Source organism: Pseudarcicella hirudinis (assembly GCF_900115665.1).
In the GTDB taxonomy this organism is placed as follows: Bacteria; Bacteroidota; Bacteroidia; order Cytophagales; family Spirosomataceae; genus Pseudarcicella; species Pseudarcicella hirudinis.
In genome coordinates this window covers 126816-150882 of record NZ_FOXH01000002.1, presented here as the reverse complement: position 1 = coordinate 150882, position 24067 = coordinate 126816, and the positions used below count along the sequence as shown (strand labels likewise).

Sequence of the window (24067 nt, the reverse complement as noted above, 5' to 3'; positions counted from 1 at the left end):
TATTGTTTGGGTTCCGGCTATTTTTTTTCGGATTTTGAGATTTCTGCGTCCGTCAGAATTCTCATGGCTGGGGTAAACAAATCATCGTTTTGCCCGTTTTGCATAGACCAGATGAAGGCCCCAAGAAAAATGAGGGCGACAATCAGACTAATGCCTATCATCAAAAAAATTATTTGCATGGTATTTTTATGTTTTGATTCTATTTACGCTGACTGAAAAGGTTGATCCTCGTTGCCGAAATACCTGAAATTTGTACCAACTGAAGCTATCAGAAGCATTGTGGCAGAACTGACAGGCATAAGAATAGCTGCAACAACGGGAGAAAGTGTCCCCGAAACAGCAAAGCTCAACCCGATGAAATTATAAATCAGAGAGATCAGAAAACTAAACCGGATTACTTTCAGTGAAAACTTACTGTATTTCAGAAAATCAGGTAAAAGACGGAGTTTATCTGCTTCCAGAATTGCATCGGAAGAAGGGGTAAACTGCAATGTATTGTCTGTTACGGCAATGCCTGCATCTGCTTGTTTTAATGCTCCGGCATCATTGAGACCGTCACCGATCATGATGACTCTTTTCCCGGAAAACTGAAGGTTTTTAATAAAATCAAGCTTCTGCTGAGGTTTGCATTCGAAAAAGATGTGATTCTCTCCCGGAAACCAGGCCGACAGTTTATTTCTTTCAGCATCATTGTCTCCCGATAATAAGAACAATTCATGTGTTTTAGCCAGGGCTGCCAGCATTTCGGCTACGCCTTTCCGGTAATGATTCGTCAGCGCGTAATATCCGACGTAAACTCCATCAATCGAGAGATGGGTAAAACTGCCATTCCCTTCTGTTTTTACGGCATTTTTCGTAGGGATTACAAAACTCTCCGAACCTAGTTTTATTTTATGATGATGGTAAGTGGCTTCAAGTCCTTTTCCGGTGATTTCCCTGAAATTTTCAAGCGTTATATTTCCTTTGTCATGATATAACTTTTTGATTTTCATTGAAACCGGATGAGTAGAGTTACTTACCAGCGAGGCTACAAACATCTCCTCAAAAACAGATAAGATTCTGTTAAAATGTGGTGCAGGCAAATCTCCGTTACTTGAAGTAAGCGTCCCGGTTTTATCAAAAACGATGCTGTCACATTGGGTCAGGGTTTCTATTGTTTCAGCATTTTTGAGGTAAAAATGCTGCTTTCCCATTTTCCGGAGACTGTTTCCCAAGGCAAACGGATAACTGAGTGATAATGCACAGGGACAGGCAATAATCAGAATAGCGGTAAAAGCATTCCACATTCTTGAAGTATCATGATTATACCAGTAAAGTGCAACAATTACCGCCAGAATCAATACGGCAATAGTGAAGTATTTAGCCACATAACCTGAGAAAGTTTTGACCGGACTTTGGCTGTTTTTCTGAAAAGCATCATTATTCCAAAGCTGAGTCAGGTAGCTTTGGGAAACACTTTTCAGTACCTCCATTTCTATTTTTTCGCCTGTATGCCGTCCTCCGGCATACAGGAAATCTCCCGGATTTTTATGTTCGGATTTCGATTCTCCCGTAACAAAACTGTAGTCTATTTGTGCATTTCCTTTATAAAGCAATGAATCTGCCGGAATTAATTCTCCGTTTCTGATCAGGATTTTATCTCCTTCTTTGAGTTCATTTACAGCCACAAATTCTTCTGACGCCTGTTTTATACGTGTAACAGCAAGCGGAAAGAATGATTTATAGTCCCTTTCAAAAGAGAGAAAAGAATACGTTTTTTCCTGAAACCATTTTCCGATAAGCAAGAAGAAAACCAATCCGCTCAGAGAGTCGAAATACCCTGCTCCATGACTGAATAGTACTTCATATGTCCCCCGTAAAAATGCAGTCAGAATTCCCAGAAGTATAGGAAAATCAATGTTAATTCTTTTGTTTTTCAGGCTGTTCCGAACAGAAATAAAATAGTCAGAAGCTGAATAAAACACTACCGGAATAGCCAGAGCAATATTCAGATAGCCAAAAAGATACTGATAATCCGGGTCGTTGAGTCCCAGATATTCCGGAAAGCTGAAAAGCATAATATTTCCGGCACAGAAACCTGCCACGCCAATTTGCGTTATCAATTTCCTGGAAGATGGCATCTGCTGATTTTTTACCACATCATTCAGGCTGACCAATGGTTCATAGCCCAGTGATGTAAGTAATTCAGCCAATTGGCGGAGCGTGATTCCTGTTTTTTCTTCCTCATTTACTGAAATTCTGAATGTTACTGAAACTTGTTTTTTCAGAAAATCAACCGTTGAATGTAAAATATCAGTATTGAGTTTATAGAGATTTTCAAGCAGATATAAGCAGGAACTGCAATGAATTGACGGAATGAAGAATGTTACTTTTCCAATTTCTTCATTTTTAAAATCAAGTAACTGATTAATGACTTGCTCACTGTCCAGGAACTCAAAATGTGCATTCCCCGGAGAAATTCCCGCCTGTGTTTCTAAATCGTAATAATTGCAGAGATTATTTTTATCCAGTATTTCAAAAACCGTTTTACACCCCTCACAACAAAACACTTTCTCTTCTGTATGAATGTGGTTATCGAGGCACTCGTTGCCGCAATGATAGCAGGCAATCATATTTTCGATGTGTAAGGTTTTCATATTCTGACAAATTTTCAGACAATCATTAAATGCTGTACTTTTCAGAAATCAGCTTAATGCGCCAGTGAATTATTTGCCAAACCTCCGAAATAAAATCTGCGATCAGAATGACGAAGGATTTAATTAAAAGTGATAAATATCATTTTCTAAGATGCGGTTTCTTCGCACCTTCGCAATGTCATTCTGATTGTTGATTTTTATCAGATCCGGATGAGAAAGCGTTTTTGAAACAGATAATATTAATTTGTTAAATATTTGAAAAACAGCGTATTGTAATTTATTCACAAATAGATTACCCAAAGGTAAAATAGTGCTTAACAGAACCCCAATAACATTATGAAGGCTTCCATTCCGGTTTGTACAACTTGCGAGTTTAAAAACAATTCACTTTTCAGGAACTGCGTTTTTCAGGAACTGGAAAGCCTGACAGAAAATAAATGCTTTAATACGTATAAAAAAGGTCAGGTAATCTTCCATGAAGGGAATCGCCCTTTTGGATTATTCTGTGTTTTTAATGGTAAAGTAAAAGTAAGCCGTTTGGGTTCAGACGGAAAAGAGCAGATTATCAGACTTGCTAAATCCGGAGATACCCTGGGGTATCGTTCTCTGATTGAAAACTCAAAATATACTGCATCTGCTATTGCGCTGGATGATACAGAAGCCTGTTTCATTCCTGCAACTGATTTTAACAAGCTCATCGATAGTAATGTTAAAGTAGCTAACGATCTGATGAGAATGCTGGCAAAGGCTTTAGGAGATACGCAGGATAAATTTATACATTTGGCCATGAAACCAGTCAGAGAACGTTTGGCTGAGGCCCTTTTACTGCTTAAAAATACCTATCAGAAGAAAGAGGAAGGATATTTCTCTATTGCCATTTCAAGAGAAGACCTTGCCGCAATTGTCGGTACGGCTAAAGAAACTGTAATCAGATTCCTTTCAGAATTTAAAGAAGAAGGGATCGTCAGCACACAGGGCAGTACTATTACGATTTTAAGTGCAGATAAACTGGTGAAAATAAGCAGTTTATACGATTAGAAAGATGAGTCACCCGCTCCATTGACATTTGTCATTTCCAAATTTTAATTCCCTTCTTAACTTAGTGCTATCACATGGGAAAGTGCTGGATTTCAGACTTTTTGATTAACATGATAGACGATATGATTGATATTGAAAGTAAAATCTTAGAAAAAGGAACAGAGCTTTTCTTCAACAAAGGAGAGTTTTTGTTTAAACAGGAGCAGGATGCTGATTACGTTTTTTTTCTGAAAGACGGGGAAGTAGAACTTCAAAAAGATACCGGAATTGTGTTTAATATTTCAAGACAAAGGTGTTTTTTAGGCCTTGAAGAAATGATTCTGGAAAATAAACATGAGCAGACGGCCGTTGTTAAGGATACATCTATATTGCTGGTTTTTGATAGATTGCTGATCGCCGGACTTATTTCCCAGAACGAAAAAGCAAGACGTTATTTTATTCAGAAGATGTGCGACCAGTTTCATGTTTTTCAGCGCGAATTTGAATAAGAGAAAAAATGACGAAGATCATTTTTTATTGTAGCAGAAGTCATCCTAAAACAACTCAGTTCTTATTTACTTTGAACCGACAAACACGTTATACTTATGAAAAGTATCTTGTTTCCAACTGATTTCAGCGAGAATGCTGCTCATGCTGCCCATTTCGCTGTGATGCTTGCCAAAAAGATCAAGGCAAAAATTATTTTATTAAATATTTATGGTATACCGGTAATTACCTCAGACCAGCTTGCATACGATGCGACAACTCTGATTGAAGATGAGAAGCATGTCGCCTGGGAGCAATTCAATGAGTTTAAAGAGAAATTTATTAAAGAGACAGGATTTGAGGGGGAGAACATAGAAGCCTGTGTAAAATACGGTTTCCCGTCGGAGGGCATATTGTCAACTGCCGCAGACTATAAAGCTGACTTTATTGTTATGGGAACCAAAGGCGCTTCAAACATAATTGACCAGTTTTTAGGTACAAATTCATATCGGGTAGCACATCATTCTGATTGTCCGGTATTGATTGTTCCGGAAAAAGCATCGCTGAAGCCCTGGGAAAATATGCTTTATGCCGCTGATTTTGAAAGTGATGAAATAGCAGGGACACATTCCGTGGTGGATTTTTCCAGGCTTTTTAAATCAAAAATAACGGTTCTGCATATCAGAGAAGAATATGAACCCGCTATTGTTGACCCGGCAGATGTAATTGAATGGATGCGGGAGGAATTTGAAGGAGAAAACGTCACTTTTAAAAACCTTAACCGCTCGAATGTAATACAGGGACTGGAGACTTATTTAAAGACACATCCAACCGATTTATTAATTCTGGCGAATCAGGAAAGAGGTTTTTTTGAGGAGTTATTTCATAAAAGCGTTACAAAACATTTTATTCAGGCATCAAACCTGCCGATTTTAATAGTTCGGAAGAAACAACAAATATTTATGGATTAGATTTTATGAGCACATGTTTTAAGCTTAAGCAAAAAGGGGAAGTGTATTAAACTTCCCCTTTTTCTTGTTAATCGGGTATCGGTCTGCTTTCCGCTTGCTGACTATTGATGTATTCCATCTTATAAGCCCAGGAATTTGCAATGTTATAAGCTCTGACTTTTACCTCATCTGCTTTTTCTCCTTCAAATAATTCATCAACCGTATCGAAAAACAATTGCAGCCATTGTTCAAAATGCCCGCTGTTAAGCGGTACTTTGTTATTGACAATCAAATGCGCGCGCATAGGTGCTCCCCTGAACTCCGTTCCGTCAAACAGAATCATTTCCCAGAAATCATACATTTTTGGTAGATGACTTTCCCAGTTTACCTGCATCTGATCAATAAAAATCGGAGCCAGTAGTTCATTCTGCTTGATTTTATCGTAAAAACTATCAACTAATAGCTTGATATCTTCCTTATTTTCTAATGCCTTTTTCATGTTTCCCTTATTATATAAATGGATTTTCATGCAAAAATGTAGAGACATAATTGCTGTCTCTACATTCTAAATCATCCAGATTACAAATTAATACGTTAATGACCTGTTACTTATTTTAAACAATACGCTTACATATAGTTTAAGTCGTTATTGGGTTTTAGTTTGATGATTTTTAAAGCATTCAGCAACAAAATGACCGGATAAGTAGGATCAAATTCATGCCATTTTACGCCGAAGTTGGCTCTTCCACCCAGCTTATGATGATTGTTGTGATAAGATTCCCCCATCATCAGAAAGTCGAAGGGAAGAAGATTTTTCGCAGTATCGTTTACCTTGAAATTCACATAGCCATACTTATGAGCGAACCAGTTGATGATAACACCATGAACAGGACCCATCAGATAATGTATTGGCAGCAGACAATATTCCCAGGGACTCGTTGCAAACTTCATATAAAAAAGCGTGTACAAAGTGCCCCACATAATTCTGGACAGCCATAAATCTCCCAGTTTTTCAATAAATCCCCAATTGGGAACATTTTTCTTGAATTTTGGTTCAATATCAGCCCGGTCGTTCAGAATATCATTGTAAATATTTTTAGTTTTCCACATCATATCAAACATATTTCTGGAAAAACCCGGAGAATGCGGGTCATTTTCAGTATCCGCATGGGCATGATGCAGGCGATGCATAATTCCATACGCTTTCGGACTTAAAAAAGAAGATCCCTGTGTGATATAAGTGAAAATATAAAAGAATTTTACCCAGCCTTTAGACATGGTAAACATTCCGTGTGCCGCATACCGATGCAAAAAGAAAGTTTGCGAAAACAAGGAAAGGTACCAGTGGGCAACAAAAAAGATAAGAATATACATACAAATTAAGGTTTGACTCTGTGTTAGAATTGCACTACTTTCGCCAGTCTGTGGTAAAACGGTGTTTTGCTTCCGGCATCTTTCGGAGCGTATTTTCCGGTTACTATCGGAATATACATTACTCTTCGTCTTGAGTTTTCCCCGGTAAAAGGACAAACTTCTACCCGATGCCATAAATCGCCGTCATGTACAGTTAAATCTCCGGCTTCGATATCCAGGCCTACTTCATTTGGATCCGGACGATGGTCAATAAACTGTTTTTTACCGAAAAGAAGCTTGAAACGGCTTTGGTTATGTGTGCCAGGTAAAACCCTGAGCCCGCCGTTTTCCTTCGGGCAATCATCCAGATGCGTACCTACATTTAACATTTTCAGTATTTTCTGACCTAAAAACAAATCCCTGGGACTGTCGGTATGCCATCCCATCTGTGTAAATTTACTGTTTTCAGCATTTACATAATGGTTAAAAACCAGGCCGTCTTTCTCATTTTCGCCAATCCGGGCATCATATCCCAATAATTGGGTAAGTGCTTTCAGACGGGGATCTTTCAGATATTCATGAAGAATCTGACTGTTCTGAGAAAGGAAACACAAACGCTGAATCATAGACGCACCATCTGGGTTTTTCCCGAATTTCAGTGGAATACCATTCATTTTGGTAAGCCCCGCTTCAAGCCAATCCTTTTCAATACGATGCGCTTCAGACAGAAATTGTTTTACAGTATCTTTTGAAATAAAATGCTTAAAGTGGAGGAAACCGTATTTATTGAAAAACCAAAGTTGTTCATCCGTTAATTTTTCACCCAATGTGAAAGTTTTTGGCTCAAATGGAATCATATTGGTATAAGTATTATCGAAATAGTTACTGTCAAAAAAGAGATAATAATCCGTTTTACAGGTACAAAATTCGTCAAAAGACCATCCGGATAGAATGATGAATGACAGATCTGTCACTGATAAAAGTCATCATTTTTGAAGAATAAAAACAGATTGGATGAGGGCAAATTGCCAGAAAAACTCCTCTGAAAAGATTAACATGAGGTGATTATTAGAAGAAACGAACCAAAATCCTTCTGTTTTTCCCGATATTTGCAATAAATCTGATCTGAAAACTGAGCGGATTTAATAACTTCATCACATCAGCAAACATATGAAAAACACTTACTTCTTAAGCCTTATTTTATGCATCCTGAGCTTTAATGCTTTTGCCCATCTCGGAGAAATCAACGGGACCGTTTTTGACAATGCCACGAAACAACCCCTGAAGGGTGCTACAGTGATACTTTCAGGAACCGGCAAGGCCACCGTGACCAACGAACTAGGGCAATACCAGTTTAGCGGTTTGACGGTAGCTTCTTTTAAACTGGAAATTTCTCATATCGGATTCAAGACGCAGATACTGACGGTAGCGGTACTGGAAGACCAGACTACGTTTGTCAAAACTTATATGGATGTTTCCCGGATAGAGTTGAGCGAAGTAGTGGTCTCATCCGGCCGGGCGCATGACCAGCAATTGATAAGCAGTCTGGATATTAAACTCAGACCCATCAATAATTCCCAGGAAATTCTGCGTATGGTTCCGGGCTTGTTTATCGGGCAACATGCAGGAGGAGGAAAAGCCGAGCAGATTTTTTTAAGAGGTTTTGACCTCGACCACGGAACAGATATTCGTCTGACAGTAGATGGCATGCCCGTAAACATGGTTTCACATGCGCATGGACAGGGTTATGCAGATTTGCACTTTGTTATTCCTGAATTAGTACAAGGTGTGGACTTTAAAAAAGGACCATATCAGGCAGATAAAGGGAATTTTACGACAGCAGGCTGGGTAGATTTTCGCACACGTACTGCACTTGATAAAAGCATGTTTAAACTGGAAGCCGGTCAGTTTGATACCTATCGTGCAATGGCTGCGATTGATTTACTCGGAGAAAAGCTGAAGGAGAAAAACCAGTCGGCCTATATTGCCTCAGAATACTCATATACCAATTCCTATTTTGATAACCCGCAGAATTTCAAAAGATTAAATATATTCGGCAAATACCACGGACACATCAGCAAGAATACCAATGTGAATTTTACGGCATCTACTTTTTGGAGTAAATGGAATCATTCAGGACAGATTCCTGATCGGGCTGTTGAATCCGGCATGATTGACTTTTTCGGTTCGATTGATCCTTCCGAAGGAGGAGAAACCAGCAGAACTAATGTTAACGCAGAGTTTGTTACCGTCACGCCAAAACAGCATGTAATCAAAAATCAGTTTTTTTACAGCAATTATAACTTCGAGTTATACTCAAATTTTACCTTTTTTAAAGAAGATACCATTAACGGAGATCAGATTCGTCAGAAAGAAAAAAGAAATCTTTTCGGATACAACGGAAGCTTTTCAAGCTTTTATACACTGGGGAAAACCAAAATAACTTCAACATTCGGATTGAATTACCGTCAGGATATTACCCATAATACTGAACTTTCTCATACCAAAGACCGATCCGTTACGCTTGAACGTAAAATGTATGGAAATATCAATGAAATTAATGTCGGAGCATATGTTGATGAATTGGTTCAGTTTTCAGATCGCTTCAGTATGAATGCAGGGGTAAGAATTGATTTTTTTAACAACCGCTATGAGGATTTACTCAATAACCCGGTGGAATTGAAAAAGGCAGATGATTACACAATTTCTCCCAAACTTAACTTTTATTACACCTTCAATCCTCAGTTGCAGCTATATTTGAATACCGGAAAGGGCTTTCATTCCAACGATACAAGAGTGGTAGTAGCACAAGCCGGAAAACAGATTCTGCCTGCTGCTTACGGATCTGATTTAGGTATTATTTTCAAACCCTTTCCCAAATTGCTGATTAATGCAGCAGCCTGGTATTTGTGGCTTGACCAGGAATTTGTGTATGTCGGAGATGAAGGTGTCGTAGAACCAAGCGGGCAATCACGAAGAGAAGGAATAGATCTTTCTGTTCGTTATCAGCTTACCAGAACGCTTTTTGCAGATGTGGATTTCAATGCAACCAAACCAAGAGCAATTGGCCAGCCGGAAGGACAAAGTTATTTGCCTCTGGCTCCGATTATTACCACAATGGGCGGATTAACCTTGCAAGGTAAAAAAGGGTTTAGCGGAAGTTTAAGATACCGTTATGTTGGCGACAGGCCTGCTAACGAAGATAATTCAATTGTAGCCAGAGGGTATTTTGTAACTGACGGACAGCTTAATTATACCAGACAAAAATATACTTTGGGCTTATCGATACAAAATATTCTGAATACCCGATGGAAAGAAACTCAATTTGCCACTGAAAGCAGATTGAAAGGAGAAAAAGAACCGATTGAAGAGATTCACTTCACACCCGGAACACCATTTTCGGCAAAATTAAGTTTAACTTATTTTTTCTAATATTAAGAAAGAAGGATATCAATTTACAAATAATGACTTTAGAAGAACAGATTAAGCAAGCGGAAACAAGAATTTTCAAAGTAGTTTTCCCAGGTACCACAAATCATTATGATACGATGTTCGGGGGAACGGCTATGCACTTAATGGATGAAGTAGCCTTTATCGCGGCAACAAGATTTACCAGAAAACTAGTCGTAACAGTTTCTTCAGACAGGATCGATTTTAAGAAACCGATTCCGGCCGGAACGATTGTGGAATTAGTGGCTTCCATTTCAAGAATCGGTAATACCAGTCTTGATGTAAGGGTAGAGATTTTTATAGAGCAAATGTATAGCGACCAGCGGGAAAAAGCCATCAGCGGAAGTTTTACGTTCGTAGCACTGGATGAGCATAAAAAGCCGACAAGGGTTTTAAATAGTTAAAAATCCATAAAAATTTCAGAAAATGCCTGAAACGGTTTTAACCTGATGATTCAGGCATTTTTATTCATCAATGATTCCTAAGGATTTTTTGGTCTTCATCGGTAACCGGGTAAGAATCTGTTCATATGATTTTCTGATGTAATATTCCCATTCTTTTACAGTTAGAACAGTATCATCTTCAATTCTGACCCAGAAAGTTGCTGACAGGCGGGGCATGGGCACAATTCCGGAGCGTTCAGTCAATTCGATGAAATCATTTTCATCACATTTTAGTCCGGTTCGGAAAGGGCCTTCAATACGTGTTCCGCAAAAAATCTTATTTCCTACCGAAAAACATAAATCACTTCCATACTTCACATCTTCTGTTGCGAAAGGTAAAGCCAGACATATTTCACGAAGTAGTTCCAGGTTCATAGCAGGTTGAAATGACAAAGATTCAGTCAAAATTATAAGGCTTCAAGTTACACAATTTCTGATTTCAGGCCATTAGGAAATACCTTTTCAGAGAAAAATTACCGAAATACTGGCACAATGATTGTAAACCGATTTTTTCCGGTTAAAAAAGCAGTCTGTTTCCGAAGAAAATCATCCGGAAATACGGACATGAAAAAGGTGTTTCAACAAAAACATTAACCGGAGACTCAGTTTTTTTGAAAATAAGGTATTTTTTTTTGGTTTTATTTCAGAAATATACATCAATCCTCAAGGGTATGTTTATGTTCGCAATTGTGGTTAAAATTCTACTTTAAATAAAAAAAGATACCGTTCATGTAAATTCACCTTTCCAGATAACAGCCAAATCGGTTACCACCTGGTAATAAATGCAACGTCGTATATTATATTTCTGGTACACTTTTTGTCAATTCTAAAATTGTTTTGTATTAATTCATGTCTCATACGTAAAACAAAATCAAATGAAAAAAATTACTATTACCGCCATGCTAGTATTTTTGGGGTTGGGCTCTCGTCTCTATGCTCAGGATACTAAAACGGATTCGCACACCCTGCAAGTAACCATTCCTGAATTGGCTATTCTTGACATCGAACCAAGTGGTTCAAAGAATATCTCAATGGCTTTTGTAAATCCTACAGAAGCTGGTAATGCTATTTCTGCACCAACTGCGAATACGGCTCTTTGGTTGAATTATTCTTCTATAGTGGCAGCTACAGGAGAAACAACCCGTAAAGTAAGCGTGCAGATTACTTCCGGAACAGTTCCGGCAGGTGTTGATGTAACCGTTCAGGCAGCGGCTCCTACCGGAAGCAGCAGTGGCGGGACTATTGCAACATCAGCCTCCTCAACACTCACTCTCAGCACAACCGCACAGGATCTTTTAACAGCTATTGGCAGTGGCTATACAGGAGACGGAGCAAACAATGGGCACCAGTTAACTTACAATCTGGCTATTCAAGCAGGGAATTATTCAAATTTGAAATGGGATAATAGTACAACACTTACTATTGCCTATACTATTTCAGATAATTAATCTTTGTGTTGTTCTTTCCCGGGTTGGTCAACTCTCCCGGGAAGGGCTCTTTTTTTGAAATCCACGCCAATGTAATGCTTATGTATGTAAAACAGATAAGCCTTTCTCTGCGTTTTTTACTTTTTCTGTTCTTGTTTCATTCCCTTTCTGCAACCGCCAAAATTGTTGTATTGAATGGGCTTACTCATATTCATAATACCGGATTGGGACAAGTAGTAACGGGAAAAATTCAGGTAAAAAATGTAGGGCTAAAGCCTGAAAAGGTGCTCGTTTATAAAAGAGATCTTCTTCAGACTTGTGATGGCAAAAATGATTTTGCGGTGGCCGGTTCTCAGGAAAGGTCTTCTGCAAAATGGCTTGAAACCAATATAGATGAGAAACTCCTTAAGGAAGGTGAAGAGTATGAAATACTTTATACCATCAGAATACCACAGGAGAATGTATTGAATGGATCTTATTGGTCTATGCTCATGATTGAAGGTGCCGACCCGGTTAATGAGGAGCTGCAAAAAGGTGTTTCAATAGGTTCAAAAATTCGTTATGCCATACAGGTAATAACTGATATCGGAACGGTTGAAAACCCTAAACTCAGCTTCGAAAATATATTCTTTAAAAAGACCTCCCCGCTGATTAAAACAGTTAATGTAAAACTCAGAAATCCGGGGACATTTATGGTCAGACCAAAATTACTTTTAGAAATATATTCAAAAGACGGGCAAAAGCTGAAAGTGCTTGAATCAACTTCTCAGAAAGTTTATCCTTTGTCTTGTAAAGATTATGAGATTGAAATAAAGGATTTACCAAAAGGGACTTATGATGCTATTCTGGTTGCAGATTACGGTGCAGATTTATTCGGGACAAATCTTGTAATAGAGATCGAATAAAGCTTCCCGGCTATGATGAAGTTCAGAATCAAATGATGTGAAATTTTTTCTTTCCGCCATATTAATTTTTCTAATCTTTGATTTTCCCGCTTTTGCTTCTGATGAGATTTCAATTCAGTTATTGAACCCTCTTCCGAATATGAAGCCGGGAGATCATGTCGTTTTGTTTTTTAAAGTATCCGGTAATCAGACTCTCAGCGAAAAAATAAGTACAAATCTGGTCTTACCTCAAAACTGGCAGATACTTACCCAGAAAACAGACAACCCGAAAGGTCAGAAATCAGAAGAAACGTATGTATATACCGTTAATACCCCCTCTCAAGCCGAGGCGGGGGAATACACGCTTGTATTTACGGTTTCAGAAAACGGCTTTGTAAAAGCCCGGAAAGAAATCAGAATTATCATTGAAAGAGTCAGAAAACTGGAAGTTACCCCCTTGAGCTTTCCGGAATACCTGCGGGAAGGAGATGTTTTAAAGGTCGAGTACCTGATTCAGAACCTTGGTAATGAAAAGGAAAAACTTACCCTGAAAACTTCCAGAGGAAAAATAGAAAGCAGCAAGGATGAATATGTACTGGAGAAAAACGAATCCATGAAGGTTTGGGTTAAACAGGACATTGGCTATTCTGACGAAAATATGTGGCTGGCCACTTCCGACCTTACGCTTGGTTTCAAAGACACTTCTGAGGTAATTTATCAGGTAAAAAGTATTCCTGTTTATGCCAACAAGAACAAAAAGAATGACCCTTACTTAAGATTCCCGATCGAAGTCAGTGTGCTTCATAATAGCTATAGCGGCAGTACAGTCAACAGACAAGGTTTGCAGTATGAAGTAAAAGGAGCAGGTTATCTTGACTTTTCCAGAAATAATTTCCTGAGTTTTCTGGCACACGGGCCTAGCCAGACCGGATTTCCGTATTTGGGAACCTATGAGCAATATTCACTCAGATACACGCACAAGGAAAGTTCTCTTACGCTGGGAGATTATAATCTTCAAATCAGTAATTTATTGGAATTGAGTAGATTTGGACGGGGTTTCAAGTTTGATCAGAACTTCAAAAAAACCTCTTTCTCCGTATTTTTTATTGAACCAAGATTTTATCCCGATATAAAAAGGAGCCTAGGCGGAAGTTTCTTTTATAAAGCGTCTCCAAATATTGTGTTAGGATTTAACTATGTATCAAAATTCCAGGTAAACAATCAGGTAAACGCTCAGGATACTTTCTGGGCAAATATTCTCAGCACAACCATCGGGATTAAAAAAGAAAACTTCTGGCTCGATGCAGAACTGTCAGGAAGCCAGGGGAATGGCCGTGCGGATTTCGGGGTTTACAGCAGTTTGAGTTTCAATAAAAATAACTTCAGAATTTACAATAACATCGTTTATGCAGGGAAACAGTTTTATGGCTTTTACAACAACAGCTGGTTATTGAATAACTCCGTTCATTATGCCATTTCAAAAAAAATTACCATAGGTGTTATTAACAATTATAACAGAATAAACCCCGGACTTGACTCAACCGTTTACAGCCAGTCGCCATTTTATGTCGGGAATGTAGCAGAAGTGATTTACAGAGTTAATAAATTAAGCAGGGTTGTATTAAGTTATAATCTTCTTCACAGAGAAGATCGGTTTGAACCTAAAAAATTTGATTACAAAGAAGAGTTTCTGAGATATACTTATTTCCTGAATACCCTTAAATTTAATTTATGGCTGGACGGAAATTATGGATATACCCATAATCTGCTGGTTTCTCCGGATATTTCGAACCGTAAAATATCGATTAGAAATATGATTCAGCCGGAAGTGAAAATCGGAAATGGGTTGTCGATAGGAATGAATCTGGAATACCTGAGAACAAATCGTTTTTCCCTGAAAAATGAAGTACAGAATTATCTTTATTACGGAGGAACGCTGAGAGTGCAGGTTAAGAAATATTTCAGTCTGTCGGTCATGTACCGGAACAATTATGCTATGGATGAATTTACGGAAAGAAGAACCTTTTTTGACATGCAGGCGACGCTTAACTTAAGAAATCATCAGTTAAGTCTGATCGGAAGTCAGGCGTATTTCCCAAATGTTGCCCAGCAGAACACGCTTTATTTCGGCTTAAAATATACCTTGAAAATCAATGCACCGATTGCCAAAAACAAAAGGTTGAGTACTTTGAGAGGACAGATAGTTGGTCCTGAAAATACCCGAAAAGAAGGGATATTACTTCAGATCGGAGATCAGAAATTTATCACTGATGCCAACGGGAAATTTGTATTTAATAACCTGGTTCCTAATAAATATTATGTGAATGTAGTTCGTTCTTCCATGAATGTGGATGATATTGCTGCAATCCAGACACCGGTTGAGATAGATCTGAAAGCAGACAGCATTTCTTTTCTTAATATTCCTCTGACAAAATCGGGAGCAATTATCGGAAAAATTCAATATGAAAAATCACAGTTTGAGTCGGATATTTCCAAAAATAAACCGAATATCCTGGCAAAACTTTATAATGAAAAGGAAAGCTTTGTGACACAAATTAACAAAGAAGGAAATGGTTTTTCTTTCAAAGAAATTAAACCCGGAAAATGGAAGATTCAGGTATGGATTCCGGGAAATCAGGGAAAATATCTGATTGAAACGGCTGCATCGTCCGAATTAAATATCGAGCCGGAAAGCAGACAGGAATTGAATTTTAAAGTTAAAATTGCAGAAAGAAAAATTCATTTTACAGAAAATACATTTCGCCTGACGGCAAAAGAATGAGGGCATTTTACACACTATATTTTATGATAATGCTGGTTGGGTCGGTCATGGCTCAGACTACGGCTTCTGCTTCTATAAGTTTTAATTTGCCATCAGTAGGATTATTGGATCTGGAACCCAATAATTCTGCTATTACCCTGGCAATGCAATCTCCTACGGAAGCTGGCAGAGCCTTGACCGTTCCTTCCTCGAATAATACCAAATGGCTGAATGTAACGTCTTCGGTAGCGGTGGGAGTAACCCGGAAAATTACTGCACAAATATCATCCGGAACACTTCCGGCCGGATTAAATCTGTTACTGACAGTGTCTGCTTATTCGGGTTCCGGTTCGGGGACTTTCGGAACAGCAGGTTCTAATCTGAGCCTGACTACCTCCGCTCAGAATGTTGTAACAGGAATTGGAGGTGCTTATACAGGAAACGGAGCAAATAATGGTTATAATTTGACATATTCTCTGCAAATTAGTAATTATGGTCAGCTTAAACACGATGCCTCTACCAGTCTGACCATCACTTACACTTTAACTGATAATTAATGAAAAGAATAATCGGATTATTTTGTTTCCTGCTGTCCGGTGCTTCGGTCTCAGGGCAGAGTAATGCCATTTCCATAACAGGAACCAGTTGGAGTGCTTCAGCACCTACACTGACTGAAGCAGGAAATAACTATAGTTCAAATGTGACCAGTGCAAGTAATCAGACACTTGTAACAGTTTCATCCACGGCTTTTCTGGGATTATTGTTAAGCTGGAAAGTGATGGTAACCAAGCAGGATGTTTCATGGAATTCCAATCTTACCGTCTGGATCAGAAAAACAGGTGACGGAACCAGTCTTTTAGGTTCAATCACACCTTCGGGAACCAGTAGTTATATTCAGTTGTCAACTACCCAACAGGAGCTTTTCCGGGGAACGAATGTTCTGACCAGTCTGAACAGAAATAATGTACCGATTCAATATGAAATCAGAGGTTTATCCGTGACAATTCCGGCAGCAAATTATTCTGCCAATGTGATATATACTTTGATCGACCTTTGAAAAGATAAAAAACAAAATTCCGGGAGGTCAGACTTCCCGGAATTTATAAATGCTGAGCTTAACTTTATGAATCTCTTCTTTTCTTTTTGTAGGATTTCCCGTATTTCTTCTTCATCTCAGCCTCATGACTTCTTCTTACATTGACTTTGCTGTTTTTCTCTGATTTTTCATGAAAGGCCGCACCGGCATTTTCTCTTTTCGGAGCTTTGATAAGGACGGTTTTCATGGCAACCTTTTCTACTTCAGCCTGTAGAAGTTTGTCAGAAATTTCAAGATTTTCAGGCAATTCCATTACCGGAATGCTGTAGTTCATCAGGGTTTCAATACTTTCAAGTAACTCATTTTCTTTCTCGGTGACAAAAGAAATGGCAATTCCTTTTCTTTCTACCCGTCCCGTTCTTCCTATTCTGTGTATATAATTTTCAGGAACATCAGGCAGATCGAAATTAATAACATGGGAAACCTCTGCCACATCAATCCCGCGGGCAATTACGTCCGTAGCGATCAAAATCCTGCAATCTCCGTTCTGGAACATGTTTACAGCTTCAAAACGATGATTTTGTGCTTTATTGGAGTGAATAACAGCAATTTTATCCTGATATCGAATCTCATCCAATTGTTCAAAAAGCAAATCTGCCAGGTGTTTTGTTGCCACAAAAACCAAAACTTTGTTCATTTCAGGATACTGATTCAGCAGCAGATTGAGCAGGTTGATTTTAGTTTGAAAATTAGGCAGACAATATAAAGACTGAGAAATATTGTCTAAAGGAGTACCGACAGGAGTTGCTTCAATTCTTACCGGATTATTGAAATAAGATTCAACAAGAAATTCAACTTCTTCATTTAAAGTAGCAGAGAAAAGAAGGTTCTGTCTTTTTTCAGGAAGTTTCTCAAAAATCTGCTTCAATTGTGCCCTGAAACCGAGGTTAAGCATCTCATCAAACTCATCGATGACCAGTCTTCTGATAGATTTGGGTTTCAGTACTCCGTTAGAAAGTAAATCAACCAATCTTCCGGGTGTACCAACCAGTACATCGGCACCTGCCATCACCTCTGCCGCCTGTGGTTTGAGATTTACCCCGCCAAAAACGCCTACCGCAATTAAACTTAAATATTTGGAAAGTTTCTGAACTTCTTCAACTACCTGAACAACTAATTCTCTGGTTGGAACGATAATCAGAATCTGAGGGATTTTTTCTTTGGAAAACTGATATTGTCTGAGACAAGGCAATAAATAAGCATAAGTTTTACCCGTTCCTGTCTGCGCAATTCCACATACATCCTTTCCAGACATTACTACGGAAAACACCTTTTCCTGAATGGGCGTCGGGGAAGTAAAGCCCAGATCTTCAAGGGCATTTAACAAGGGTCTGTTAAGATTTAATTCTTCAAAAGTCATAACCTACTGATTGATATTAAATACAAAGGTAGTTTTAAACTTCAGGAAAGATAAACTTATGATCCATTAATCAGTCAGAATCTCCCTGGTTCCGGTCGTAAGACTATATTAATTCAGGGGAGTAAAAGCCGAAAATAACTGTGAGGTTTCCGCAACATTTCCTACCGGAATATAATCACAGACTTCCGCATATTTCCCCCACATTTCCAGCACAACCGGATTGGAATGAGCCTGCTGCATAGCATGTGCTGATACCCATTCAAAAACTTCAATGATTGTACCGTCCAGAGATTCCATTATAATTGAGGCTCTGTCTGTCACATAGTTCTGGCTTTTTAAAGTGGAAAGATGTTCCTTCATCAGCAATTTCAGTGCTTCGGATTGGCCTTCTTTGGGTTTGTAAGCTGCAATTACAATTCGTTCCTCCATGGCTTGTGTGTTTATGTTTAATAGTCAATAAGTTATGAATATTTAATGGGATCTGAGTTATCTTTTTTCCGTTTTTTCAAAAGAGGGTTTAACCTGAAAATCAAGGAGAATTAAGAACTTCTGCACTGATTGAACAATTCAATTTTCGTAACTTCGGTAAAATTTAAACTTTGATGAATCAAAATCCTTATTTCTCTCTACTCCGGATCGCCTGGCAATATGCCAGACATGAAAAAAAAAGATTTGTGCTGGTTTATGCTATGTTTATCGTAGCAAATATTATCTTCTCTCTGAACCCACTACTCTATGGATGGTTTGTGGATAAAATTCAGAAAGAAGGCATTGATGTGCTCAAACATGCCTGGTTGTATGCAGGGGGATATTTGCTCTTAAGACTTTCTGAATGGGCTTTTCATGGCACCGCCAGGGTAATGGAAAGGGAACTGGCGTTTAACCTGAGCCGGAATTTCCTTCACGAACTCTACCATCAGACGCTGCATCTTCCCGTTAAATGGCATCAGGATAATCACAGTGGTGCTACCATCAATAGAATCAGAAAAGCTTATGAGGCTTTGAAAACCTTTTTTCAGGATGGATTTATGTATCTGCATGCCTTTTCCAAATTTATCTTTTCATTCATTGCGATGCTTTATTTTTCTCCGGTTTTCGGAGGAGTCGGGGTTTTGCTGGGATTATTTACTATCTGGATTATTACCAAATTTGATAAACCTTTTATTAAGGCCCTGGATGAAACCAATGAAAGAGAACATGTAGTTTCATCAACTTTATTCGACAGCCTTTCCAACATTATCACTGTTATTACCCTTAGACTGGAAAGCAGAATGGAAGATAGTCTTTCTGGTAAAATTGCTCATGTTTTTAAGCCTTTTAAAAAACAGGTTATATTGAATGAGTGGAAATGGTTTGTGGCAGATATGCTGGTTGCAACTATTTACGTGGTAATTACGGTTGGATTTGTTTTCCAGAACTGGTCAGGCGATAAGGTGTTTTTTGTAGGAGGACTGGTTACCCTCCTTGGGTATGTAAACAATTTTACCAGTGTTTTTCATGATGTGGCATGGCTTTATACACAGATTATTCAGCATAATACGGATGTTCAGACTGCAAGAACGATTTCTGCTGCTTACCATGAACAACATAGATTGGAAAGTAATACGGTTTTACCGGAAAACTGGAAAGAAATAGAGATTTCAGGATTGAATTTTTCTCACCAGGAAACTTACGATGCTACAAGTAAAGGTCAGGCTTTGCATAACCTGAGCATCAGAATTAAAAAAGGACAAAAAATTGCATTTATCGGAGAAAGCGGCTCAGGAAAAAGCACGCTGCTTGCCCTGCTGAGAGGATTATATGTACCTGAAAAGGGTGTGATGCTGGATATTGATGGACAAAACATGCCGGATGAATTAGCTATTCTCTCAGAAACAGTTACACTTTTTCCGCAGGAACCGGAAATCTTTGAAAACAGTATTGAGTATAATATTACTTTAGGACTTCCTTTTGAGAAAGATGAGATTTTACAGGTTTGTAATACGGCTCATTTCAGTGATGTAATTCAGCAATTACCGAAAGGGCTGGAATCTAACATTCAGGAAAAAGGGGTGAATTTATCAGGAGGACAAAAACAGCGTCTGGCATTGGCAAGAGGCGTATTGGCGGCAAGAAGTTCGGATATTGTGTTATTGGATGAGCCAACCAGCAGCGTTGATCCTAAAACAGAAATGCAGATTTATCAGAAGCTTTTTCAGGAATTCAGAGAAAAAGCAGTGCTTTCTACTTTGCATAGATTACATCTTCTTGTGCATTTTGACTATGTTTATATTCTTCAAAACGGAAATCTGGCTGATGAAGGTACTTTTCAATACCTCAAAGAAAATAGTCCCGTATTTCAGGAATTGTGGAAACATCAGAAAGATGCTGTTAAAAAGGAATTTGAGGATAAGGGATAGAAAGCCCTTTCGCTGCGCTCAAAACAATCGAGTTCATTCGTTTATTGAGAAATCGGCTAATGTATAGGATAAAGATTAATTTATAATAAAAATGAAACACCTCTATATCTTCAGCGGTTTGGGAGCAGACAGAAGAGTCTTTAAATATTTGGATCTGTCTGGTTACGAAATAACATTTATTGATTGGATTTCACCTGAGAAAAATGAGCCTATTGAATATTATGCGAAAAGACTTACAGCACAAATAAAAGACAGTAATCCAATATTAACAGGGCTTTCATTCGGGGAAATTATGGCAATAAAAGTCGCAAAATTGATTAATATTGAGAAAATAAAAAGAAATACCATTTTATTACAAGATTGCCGGAATAATCAGCCTAAAGAACATTTGTCAAAACCATAAAAAACTTTATCAATGCAATTAATACTTCATACCTTCAAACTAAAACTTAAACATACTTTTACGATTACACATGAGTCAAGAAATGTACAGCCGACTCTGATTGTAGAACTTCGTGAAGGCAATTTCAGAGGCTTCGGTGAAGCGACCGAAACGCCTTATTATGGAGTAACACTTGAAAAAATGAAAGCGCAATTGGAGGCGGTAAGACCTCTGATTGAAAAATATGACCTGAAAAATCCGGAAGACTTCTGGCAATATATTTCTCCTTATCTTCAAGACGATCACCCTTTCGCACTTTGTGCACTCGATATAGCAGCAAACGATTTGTGGGGTAAAAAATCAGGTAAAAAACTCTATGAAGCCTGGGGTCTAGACATTTCCAAAAATCCGATTACGGATTATACCATTGGCATTGATACCGTAGAAAAAATGGTGGAGAAGATCAAAGAAGTTCCTTTTCCGCTTTACAAAATCAAACTGGGGACCAAAGAAGATATCAAAATTGTCAAAGAACTCAGAAAACATACCAATGCTGTTTTCAGAGTAGATGCCAATACGGCTTGGGATGTTGAGGAAACAATTCAAAATGCTGTTCAGTTGAAGGAACTCGGCGTTGAATTTATTGAACAACCTATGAAAGCCGATAATTGGGAAGGCATGAAAAAGGTTTATGCTGAATCCGTCCTGCCAATTATTGCAGATGAAAGTTGTATTGTAGAAGATGATGTGGCCCGTTGTTATGGATTTTTTCATGGGGTTAATGTCAAACTAATGAAATGTGGCGGACTAACACCTGCTAAAAGAATGATTGCTCATGCTCATAAAGTTGGTTTGAAAGTGATGGTCGGCTGTATGACAGAATCGAATGTCGGATGCTCCGCTATCGCTCAGTTACTTCCGCTTCTGGATTATGTGGACATGGATGGTATCTTACTGGTGGAAGATCATATTTCAACAGGAATCACTATCGATTATGGCAAAGTAATTTATGCAGCTGAAAATGGAACAGGTGCAAATCTGATTGGCTAAATCAATCTTTAATCTGTCGGATTTACCCAAAAGAAAATGAGCAAAAATGGTTTTTTAAATATAGATCATCTTCCGGGCCGGACTTTGATGGTGGAAGGAAATGAATTTCTCTGGTTTAGCGGAACCTCTTATCTTGGAATGGCTTTTCAGCCGGAATTTAAAGAAAACCTCTTCGAAGGTTTACAATATTACGGGGCTTCCTGGGGAAGTTCCAGAAATAATACTGTCCGGTTATCTATTTATGAAGAAGCAGAATCAGCTTTGGCTCAATTCTGTAATATGCCAGAAGCACTGACGGTTTCTTCCGGGATTCTGGCAGGGCAAATGGTGGTAAAATTTGTAGAGTGGCTGGAAAATCAAAACGGGAAAAATCAGCAGACAGCATATTATTATGCCCCGAAAACTCATCCGGCTCTCTGGAAAAGCAATACAATTCTCCCTGCTCAGCGTTACCAAAACTGGGCAAATGAACTGCCCGGAAAAATCAGACATTCAACCGCAGATCATTTTGTAATTTTCAGCGATTCAGTAGGTTCACCATATGTTGAAACCTTTGATTTTGAATGGCTTGCCAATCTGCCAAATGATAAAAACATCAGTGTAATCATCGATGCTTCACACAGCCTCGGGATTCAGTTGCCTGTGTTCAAACATCCGGAAAACGTTCGTTTAGTTATTACAAGTTCATTGAACAAAGCTATGGGAATGGTTGGCGGGGTAATTTTATCTGATGCCCAAACCATTCAGTTCATCAGGAATCTGCCGGTTTTTGCAGGTGCTTCACCCATGATGCCTGCTCTGCTATATGCCTTTACAAAATCTCAGGAAGTTTATGAAAGACAGCGGATTAAACTCATGAAGAACATTCAGGCCTTCACTGATAAACTGAATCCGGAAAGCGTTCTGGAAGGTCTGGAAAATTATCCGGCATTTTGCACTCATGCGGAAGGCCTGCATGATTTTTTGAAGGAAAACGGAATTATTACAGCCTGCTTCCCCTACCCTTCCATCTATGACAAACCTGTAACAAGGCTCGTTATCAGCGCCTTACATACGCAGGAAGACCTCAGCAAATTATCAACTTTGTGCAGCAATTATAATTTATGAAAAGACTTCTTTTGTTTGCCATTTTTGCCCATATGACGATTCAGGGCTTTTCTCAGGACAAAAATGTTTTGACCAGCTTATTGGAATCCAAACCTGAATACTTCGGGGAAATTCTTAAGAATGCTGAAAAATACAGGTTGCAGATTATCTATACACAGATCGACAGGGACAAAAAAAACCGGCCAACATTTACCGGTTATGGTTTCAGAAACGGAACTTCTGAATATTTTTATCCTGCCAGTACTGTAAAATTCCCTGCCTCACTATTGGCTCTTGAAAAAATTAACAACCTGAAAATCAAAGGTCTGTCTAAAAACTCAACCATGCTTACCGACGCTGAATTTGAGCGTCACACACCTGCAACACGTGATACGACCTCTGAGACAGGTTTGCCCTCCGTCGGACATTATATTAAGAAAATTCTGATGGTTTCCGATAATGATGCTTTTAACAGATTGTATGAATTTGTTGGTCAGGAACCATTTAACGAAACATTGCATCAGAAAGGCTATAAAAACGCCCGGATCATTCATCGGCTCGAAGTCGGAATGACGCCGGAACAAAACCGCAGAACAAATCCTGTACGTTTTTTTGACGGAGAAAAGCTGATCTATCAGCAACCAATGGTTGTTTCTTCCAAAAACTACATTCCGGACACGCCTATAAAACTTGGAAAAGGTTATCTAAAAGACGATTCTCTGGTAAATGAACCTTTTGATTTTACTGCAAAAAATTATTTCCCTCTGAATGAGCAGCAGGCTATCCTTAAAGCTGTTCTTTTCCCGGAAGCGGTTGACGCTCAGCACCGTTTTAACTTAACGGCAGAGGATTATAAGTTTTTGTATCAATATATGTCTCAGTATCCTACAGAAAGCACATTCCCGGCCTATGGTTCTTCACAGGATTATTTTCCGGCTTATTGTAAATTCCTGTTATACGGAGGCGACAAAAATGCTGTAATCAATCCCGACATCAGGATTTTTAATAAAGTTGGAGATGCCTACGGATTTTTGTTAGACAACGCTTATATCGTTGACTTTGAAAAAGGAATAGAATTTATGCTGACCGCAGTAATTCTTTGTAATCATGATGAGATTTTCAATGACAGCCAGTATGATTATGAAAAAACGGGATTTCCTTTCATGAAACACCTCGGACAAACTATATATGATTTCGAACTGACTCGTCCTAAAAAGGTAAAGCCTGACCTCCGGAAATTCAAAATGACTTACGACAAATAGGGATTTTTTTAATAGAAAACCCTCA

The 24067-nt window shown here is 38.6% G+C and carries 23 protein-coding genes; 15 read left to right on the top strand and 8 right to left on the bottom strand.

What is annotated here, in order from left to right; all coding sequences use genetic code 11:
* Nucleotides 1-17: 17 nt before the first annotated feature.
* A complete protein-coding gene (ccoS, locus tag BM179_RS03765; protein ID WP_092012454.1) occupies nt 18-179 on the bottom strand; it encodes a cbb3-type cytochrome oxidase assembly protein CcoS in 162 nt (53 codons plus the stop codon).
* Between the two features lie 24 nt (nt 180-203).
* On the bottom strand, nt 204-2636 hold the full coding sequence (locus BM179_RS03760; protein ID WP_092012451.1) for a heavy metal translocating P-type ATPase: 2433 nt from the start codon (nt 2634-2636) through the stop codon (nt 204-206).
* A 336-nt stretch (nt 2637-2972) separates the two neighbouring features.
* On the opposite strand from BM179_RS03760, the gene BM179_RS03755 reads away from it, so the two are divergent.
* The 3 genes from BM179_RS03755 to BM179_RS03745 all read left to right on the top strand — a co-directional run bounded on the left by BM179_RS03755 (nt 2973) and on the right by BM179_RS03745 (nt 5110).
* Nucleotides 2973-3674 (top strand): Crp/Fnr family transcriptional regulator, encoded by a 702-nt coding sequence (locus BM179_RS03755; RefSeq protein ID WP_092012448.1) that lies wholly within the window; start codon nt 2973-2975, stop codon nt 3672-3674.
* A 74-nt stretch (nt 3675-3748) separates the two neighbouring features.
* Entirely contained in the window at nt 3749-4162 is a 414-nt protein-coding gene (locus BM179_RS03750; RefSeq protein WP_092012445.1) for a cyclic nucleotide-binding domain-containing protein, read from the top strand.
* Between the two features lie 96 nt (nt 4163-4258).
* Nucleotides 4259-5110 carry a universal stress protein gene (locus BM179_RS03745; protein ID WP_092012442.1) on the top strand — a complete coding sequence of 284 codons (852 nt, stop codon included), beginning with the start codon at nt 4259-4261 and terminating at the stop codon, nt 5108-5110.
* A gap of 67 nt (nt 5111-5177) precedes the next feature.
* Here BM179_RS03745 and BM179_RS03740 read toward each other — a convergent pair whose 3' ends face one another.
* From BM179_RS03740 to BM179_RS03730, 3 genes are all read right to left on the bottom strand, one after another.
* Nucleotides 5178-5588: a group III truncated hemoglobin gene (locus BM179_RS03740; RefSeq protein WP_092012439.1), complete on the bottom strand. Its 411-nt coding sequence runs from the start codon at nt 5586-5588 to the stop codon at nt 5178-5180.
* Nucleotides 5589-5716: 128 nt separating this feature from the next.
* Nucleotides 5717-6463, bottom strand: a complete 747-nt coding sequence (locus BM179_RS03735) for an acyl-CoA desaturase (RefSeq protein ID WP_092012435.1) — start codon at nt 6461-6463, stop codon at nt 5717-5719.
* 23 nt (nt 6464-6486) lie between these two features.
* Entirely contained in the window at nt 6487-7299 is an 813-nt protein-coding gene (locus BM179_RS03730) for a phytanoyl-CoA dioxygenase family protein (protein WP_092013610.1), read from the bottom strand.
* A gap of 313 nt (nt 7300-7612) precedes the next feature.
* On the opposite strand from BM179_RS03730, the gene BM179_RS03725 reads away from it, so the two are divergent.
* Together BM179_RS03725 and BM179_RS03720 are read left to right on the top strand one after the other, a co-directional pair.
* Nucleotides 7613-9874: a TonB-dependent receptor gene (locus tag BM179_RS03725; protein ID WP_092012432.1), complete on the top strand. Its 2262-nt coding sequence runs from the start codon at nt 7613-7615 to the stop codon at nt 9872-9874.
* Nucleotides 9875-9906: 32 nt separating this feature from the next.
* Entirely contained in the window at nt 9907-10296 is a 390-nt protein-coding gene (locus BM179_RS03720) for an acyl-CoA thioesterase (RefSeq protein ID WP_092012429.1), read from the top strand.
* Nucleotides 10297-10356: 60 nt separating this feature from the next.
* On the opposite strand, the gene BM179_RS03715 is transcribed toward BM179_RS03720, so the two are convergent.
* Nucleotides 10357-10710, bottom strand: coding sequence for an MmcQ/YjbR family DNA-binding protein (locus tag BM179_RS03715; RefSeq protein WP_092012426.1), 354 nt, complete (start codon nt 10708-10710; stop codon nt 10357-10359).
* Between the two features lie 500 nt (nt 10711-11210).
* On the opposite strand from BM179_RS03715, the gene BM179_RS03710 reads away from it, so the two are divergent.
* The 5 genes from BM179_RS03710 (at nt 11211) to BM179_RS03690 (ending at nt 16464) form a co-directional block, all read left to right on the top strand.
* Complete coding sequence (locus tag BM179_RS03710; RefSeq protein ID WP_092012423.1) at nt 11211-11783, top strand: hypothetical protein; 573 nt, start codon at nt 11211-11213, stop codon at nt 11781-11783.
* 80 nt (nt 11784-11863) lie between these two features.
* The gene (locus tag BM179_RS03705; RefSeq protein ID WP_092012420.1) at nt 11864-12667 is read left to right on the top strand and encodes a hypothetical protein; all 804 of its coding nucleotides are present in this window, start codon (nt 11864-11866) and stop codon (nt 12665-12667) included.
* Between the two features lie 37 nt (nt 12668-12704).
* Nucleotides 12705-15428: a hypothetical protein gene (locus BM179_RS03700; protein WP_092012417.1), complete on the top strand. Its 2724-nt coding sequence runs from the start codon at nt 12705-12707 to the stop codon at nt 15426-15428.
* A 23-nt stretch (nt 15429-15451) separates the two neighbouring features.
* Nucleotides 15452-15964 (top strand): hypothetical protein, encoded by a 513-nt coding sequence (locus tag BM179_RS03695; RefSeq protein WP_143095146.1) that lies wholly within the window; start codon nt 15452-15454, stop codon nt 15962-15964.
* Nucleotides 15964-16464 (top strand): hypothetical protein, encoded by a 501-nt coding sequence (locus BM179_RS03690; RefSeq protein ID WP_092012412.1) that lies wholly within the window; start codon nt 15964-15966, stop codon nt 16462-16464. The genes BM179_RS03695 and BM179_RS03690 overlap by 1 nt, the downstream gene beginning before the upstream one ends.
* A gap of 64 nt (nt 16465-16528) precedes the next feature.
* Here the strand turns inward: BM179_RS03690 and BM179_RS03685 are convergent, their stop codons facing one another.
* Nucleotides 16529-17863 carry a DEAD/DEAH box helicase gene (locus BM179_RS03685; protein ID WP_092012409.1) on the bottom strand — a complete coding sequence of 445 codons (1335 nt, stop codon included), beginning with the start codon at nt 17861-17863 and terminating at the stop codon, nt 16529-16531.
* Between the two features lie 108 nt (nt 17864-17971).
* Complete coding sequence (locus BM179_RS03680) at nt 17972-18292, bottom strand: hypothetical protein (protein ID WP_092012407.1); 321 nt, start codon at nt 18290-18292, stop codon at nt 17972-17974.
* A gap of 173 nt (nt 18293-18465) precedes the next feature.
* Between BM179_RS03680 and BM179_RS03675 the strand changes: the two genes are divergently transcribed.
* The 5 genes from BM179_RS03675 to BM179_RS03655 all read left to right on the top strand — a co-directional run bounded on the left by BM179_RS03675 (nt 18466) and on the right by BM179_RS03655 (nt 24042).
* A complete protein-coding gene (locus BM179_RS03675) occupies nt 18466-20262 on the top strand; it encodes an ABC transporter ATP-binding protein (RefSeq protein ID WP_092012404.1) in 1797 nt (598 codons plus the stop codon).
* 91 nt (nt 20263-20353) lie between these two features.
* Nucleotides 20354-20665, top strand: a complete 312-nt coding sequence (locus BM179_RS03670) for a hypothetical protein (RefSeq protein WP_092012401.1) — start codon at nt 20354-20356, stop codon at nt 20663-20665.
* A 12-nt stretch (nt 20666-20677) separates the two neighbouring features.
* Nucleotides 20678-21694, top strand: coding sequence for a dipeptide epimerase (locus BM179_RS03665; RefSeq protein WP_092012398.1), 1017 nt, complete (start codon nt 20678-20680; stop codon nt 21692-21694).
* Between the two features lie 36 nt (nt 21695-21730).
* Nucleotides 21731-22801 carry an aminotransferase class I/II-fold pyridoxal phosphate-dependent enzyme gene (locus BM179_RS03660; RefSeq protein WP_092012396.1) on the top strand — a complete coding sequence of 357 codons (1071 nt, stop codon included), beginning with the start codon at nt 21731-21733 and terminating at the stop codon, nt 22799-22801.
* Complete coding sequence (locus tag BM179_RS03655) at nt 22798-24042, top strand: serine hydrolase (RefSeq protein WP_092012393.1); 1245 nt, start codon at nt 22798-22800, stop codon at nt 24040-24042. The genes BM179_RS03660 and BM179_RS03655 overlap by 4 nt, the downstream gene beginning before the upstream one ends.
* The last annotated feature ends 25 nt before the right edge of the window (nt 24043-24067 follow it).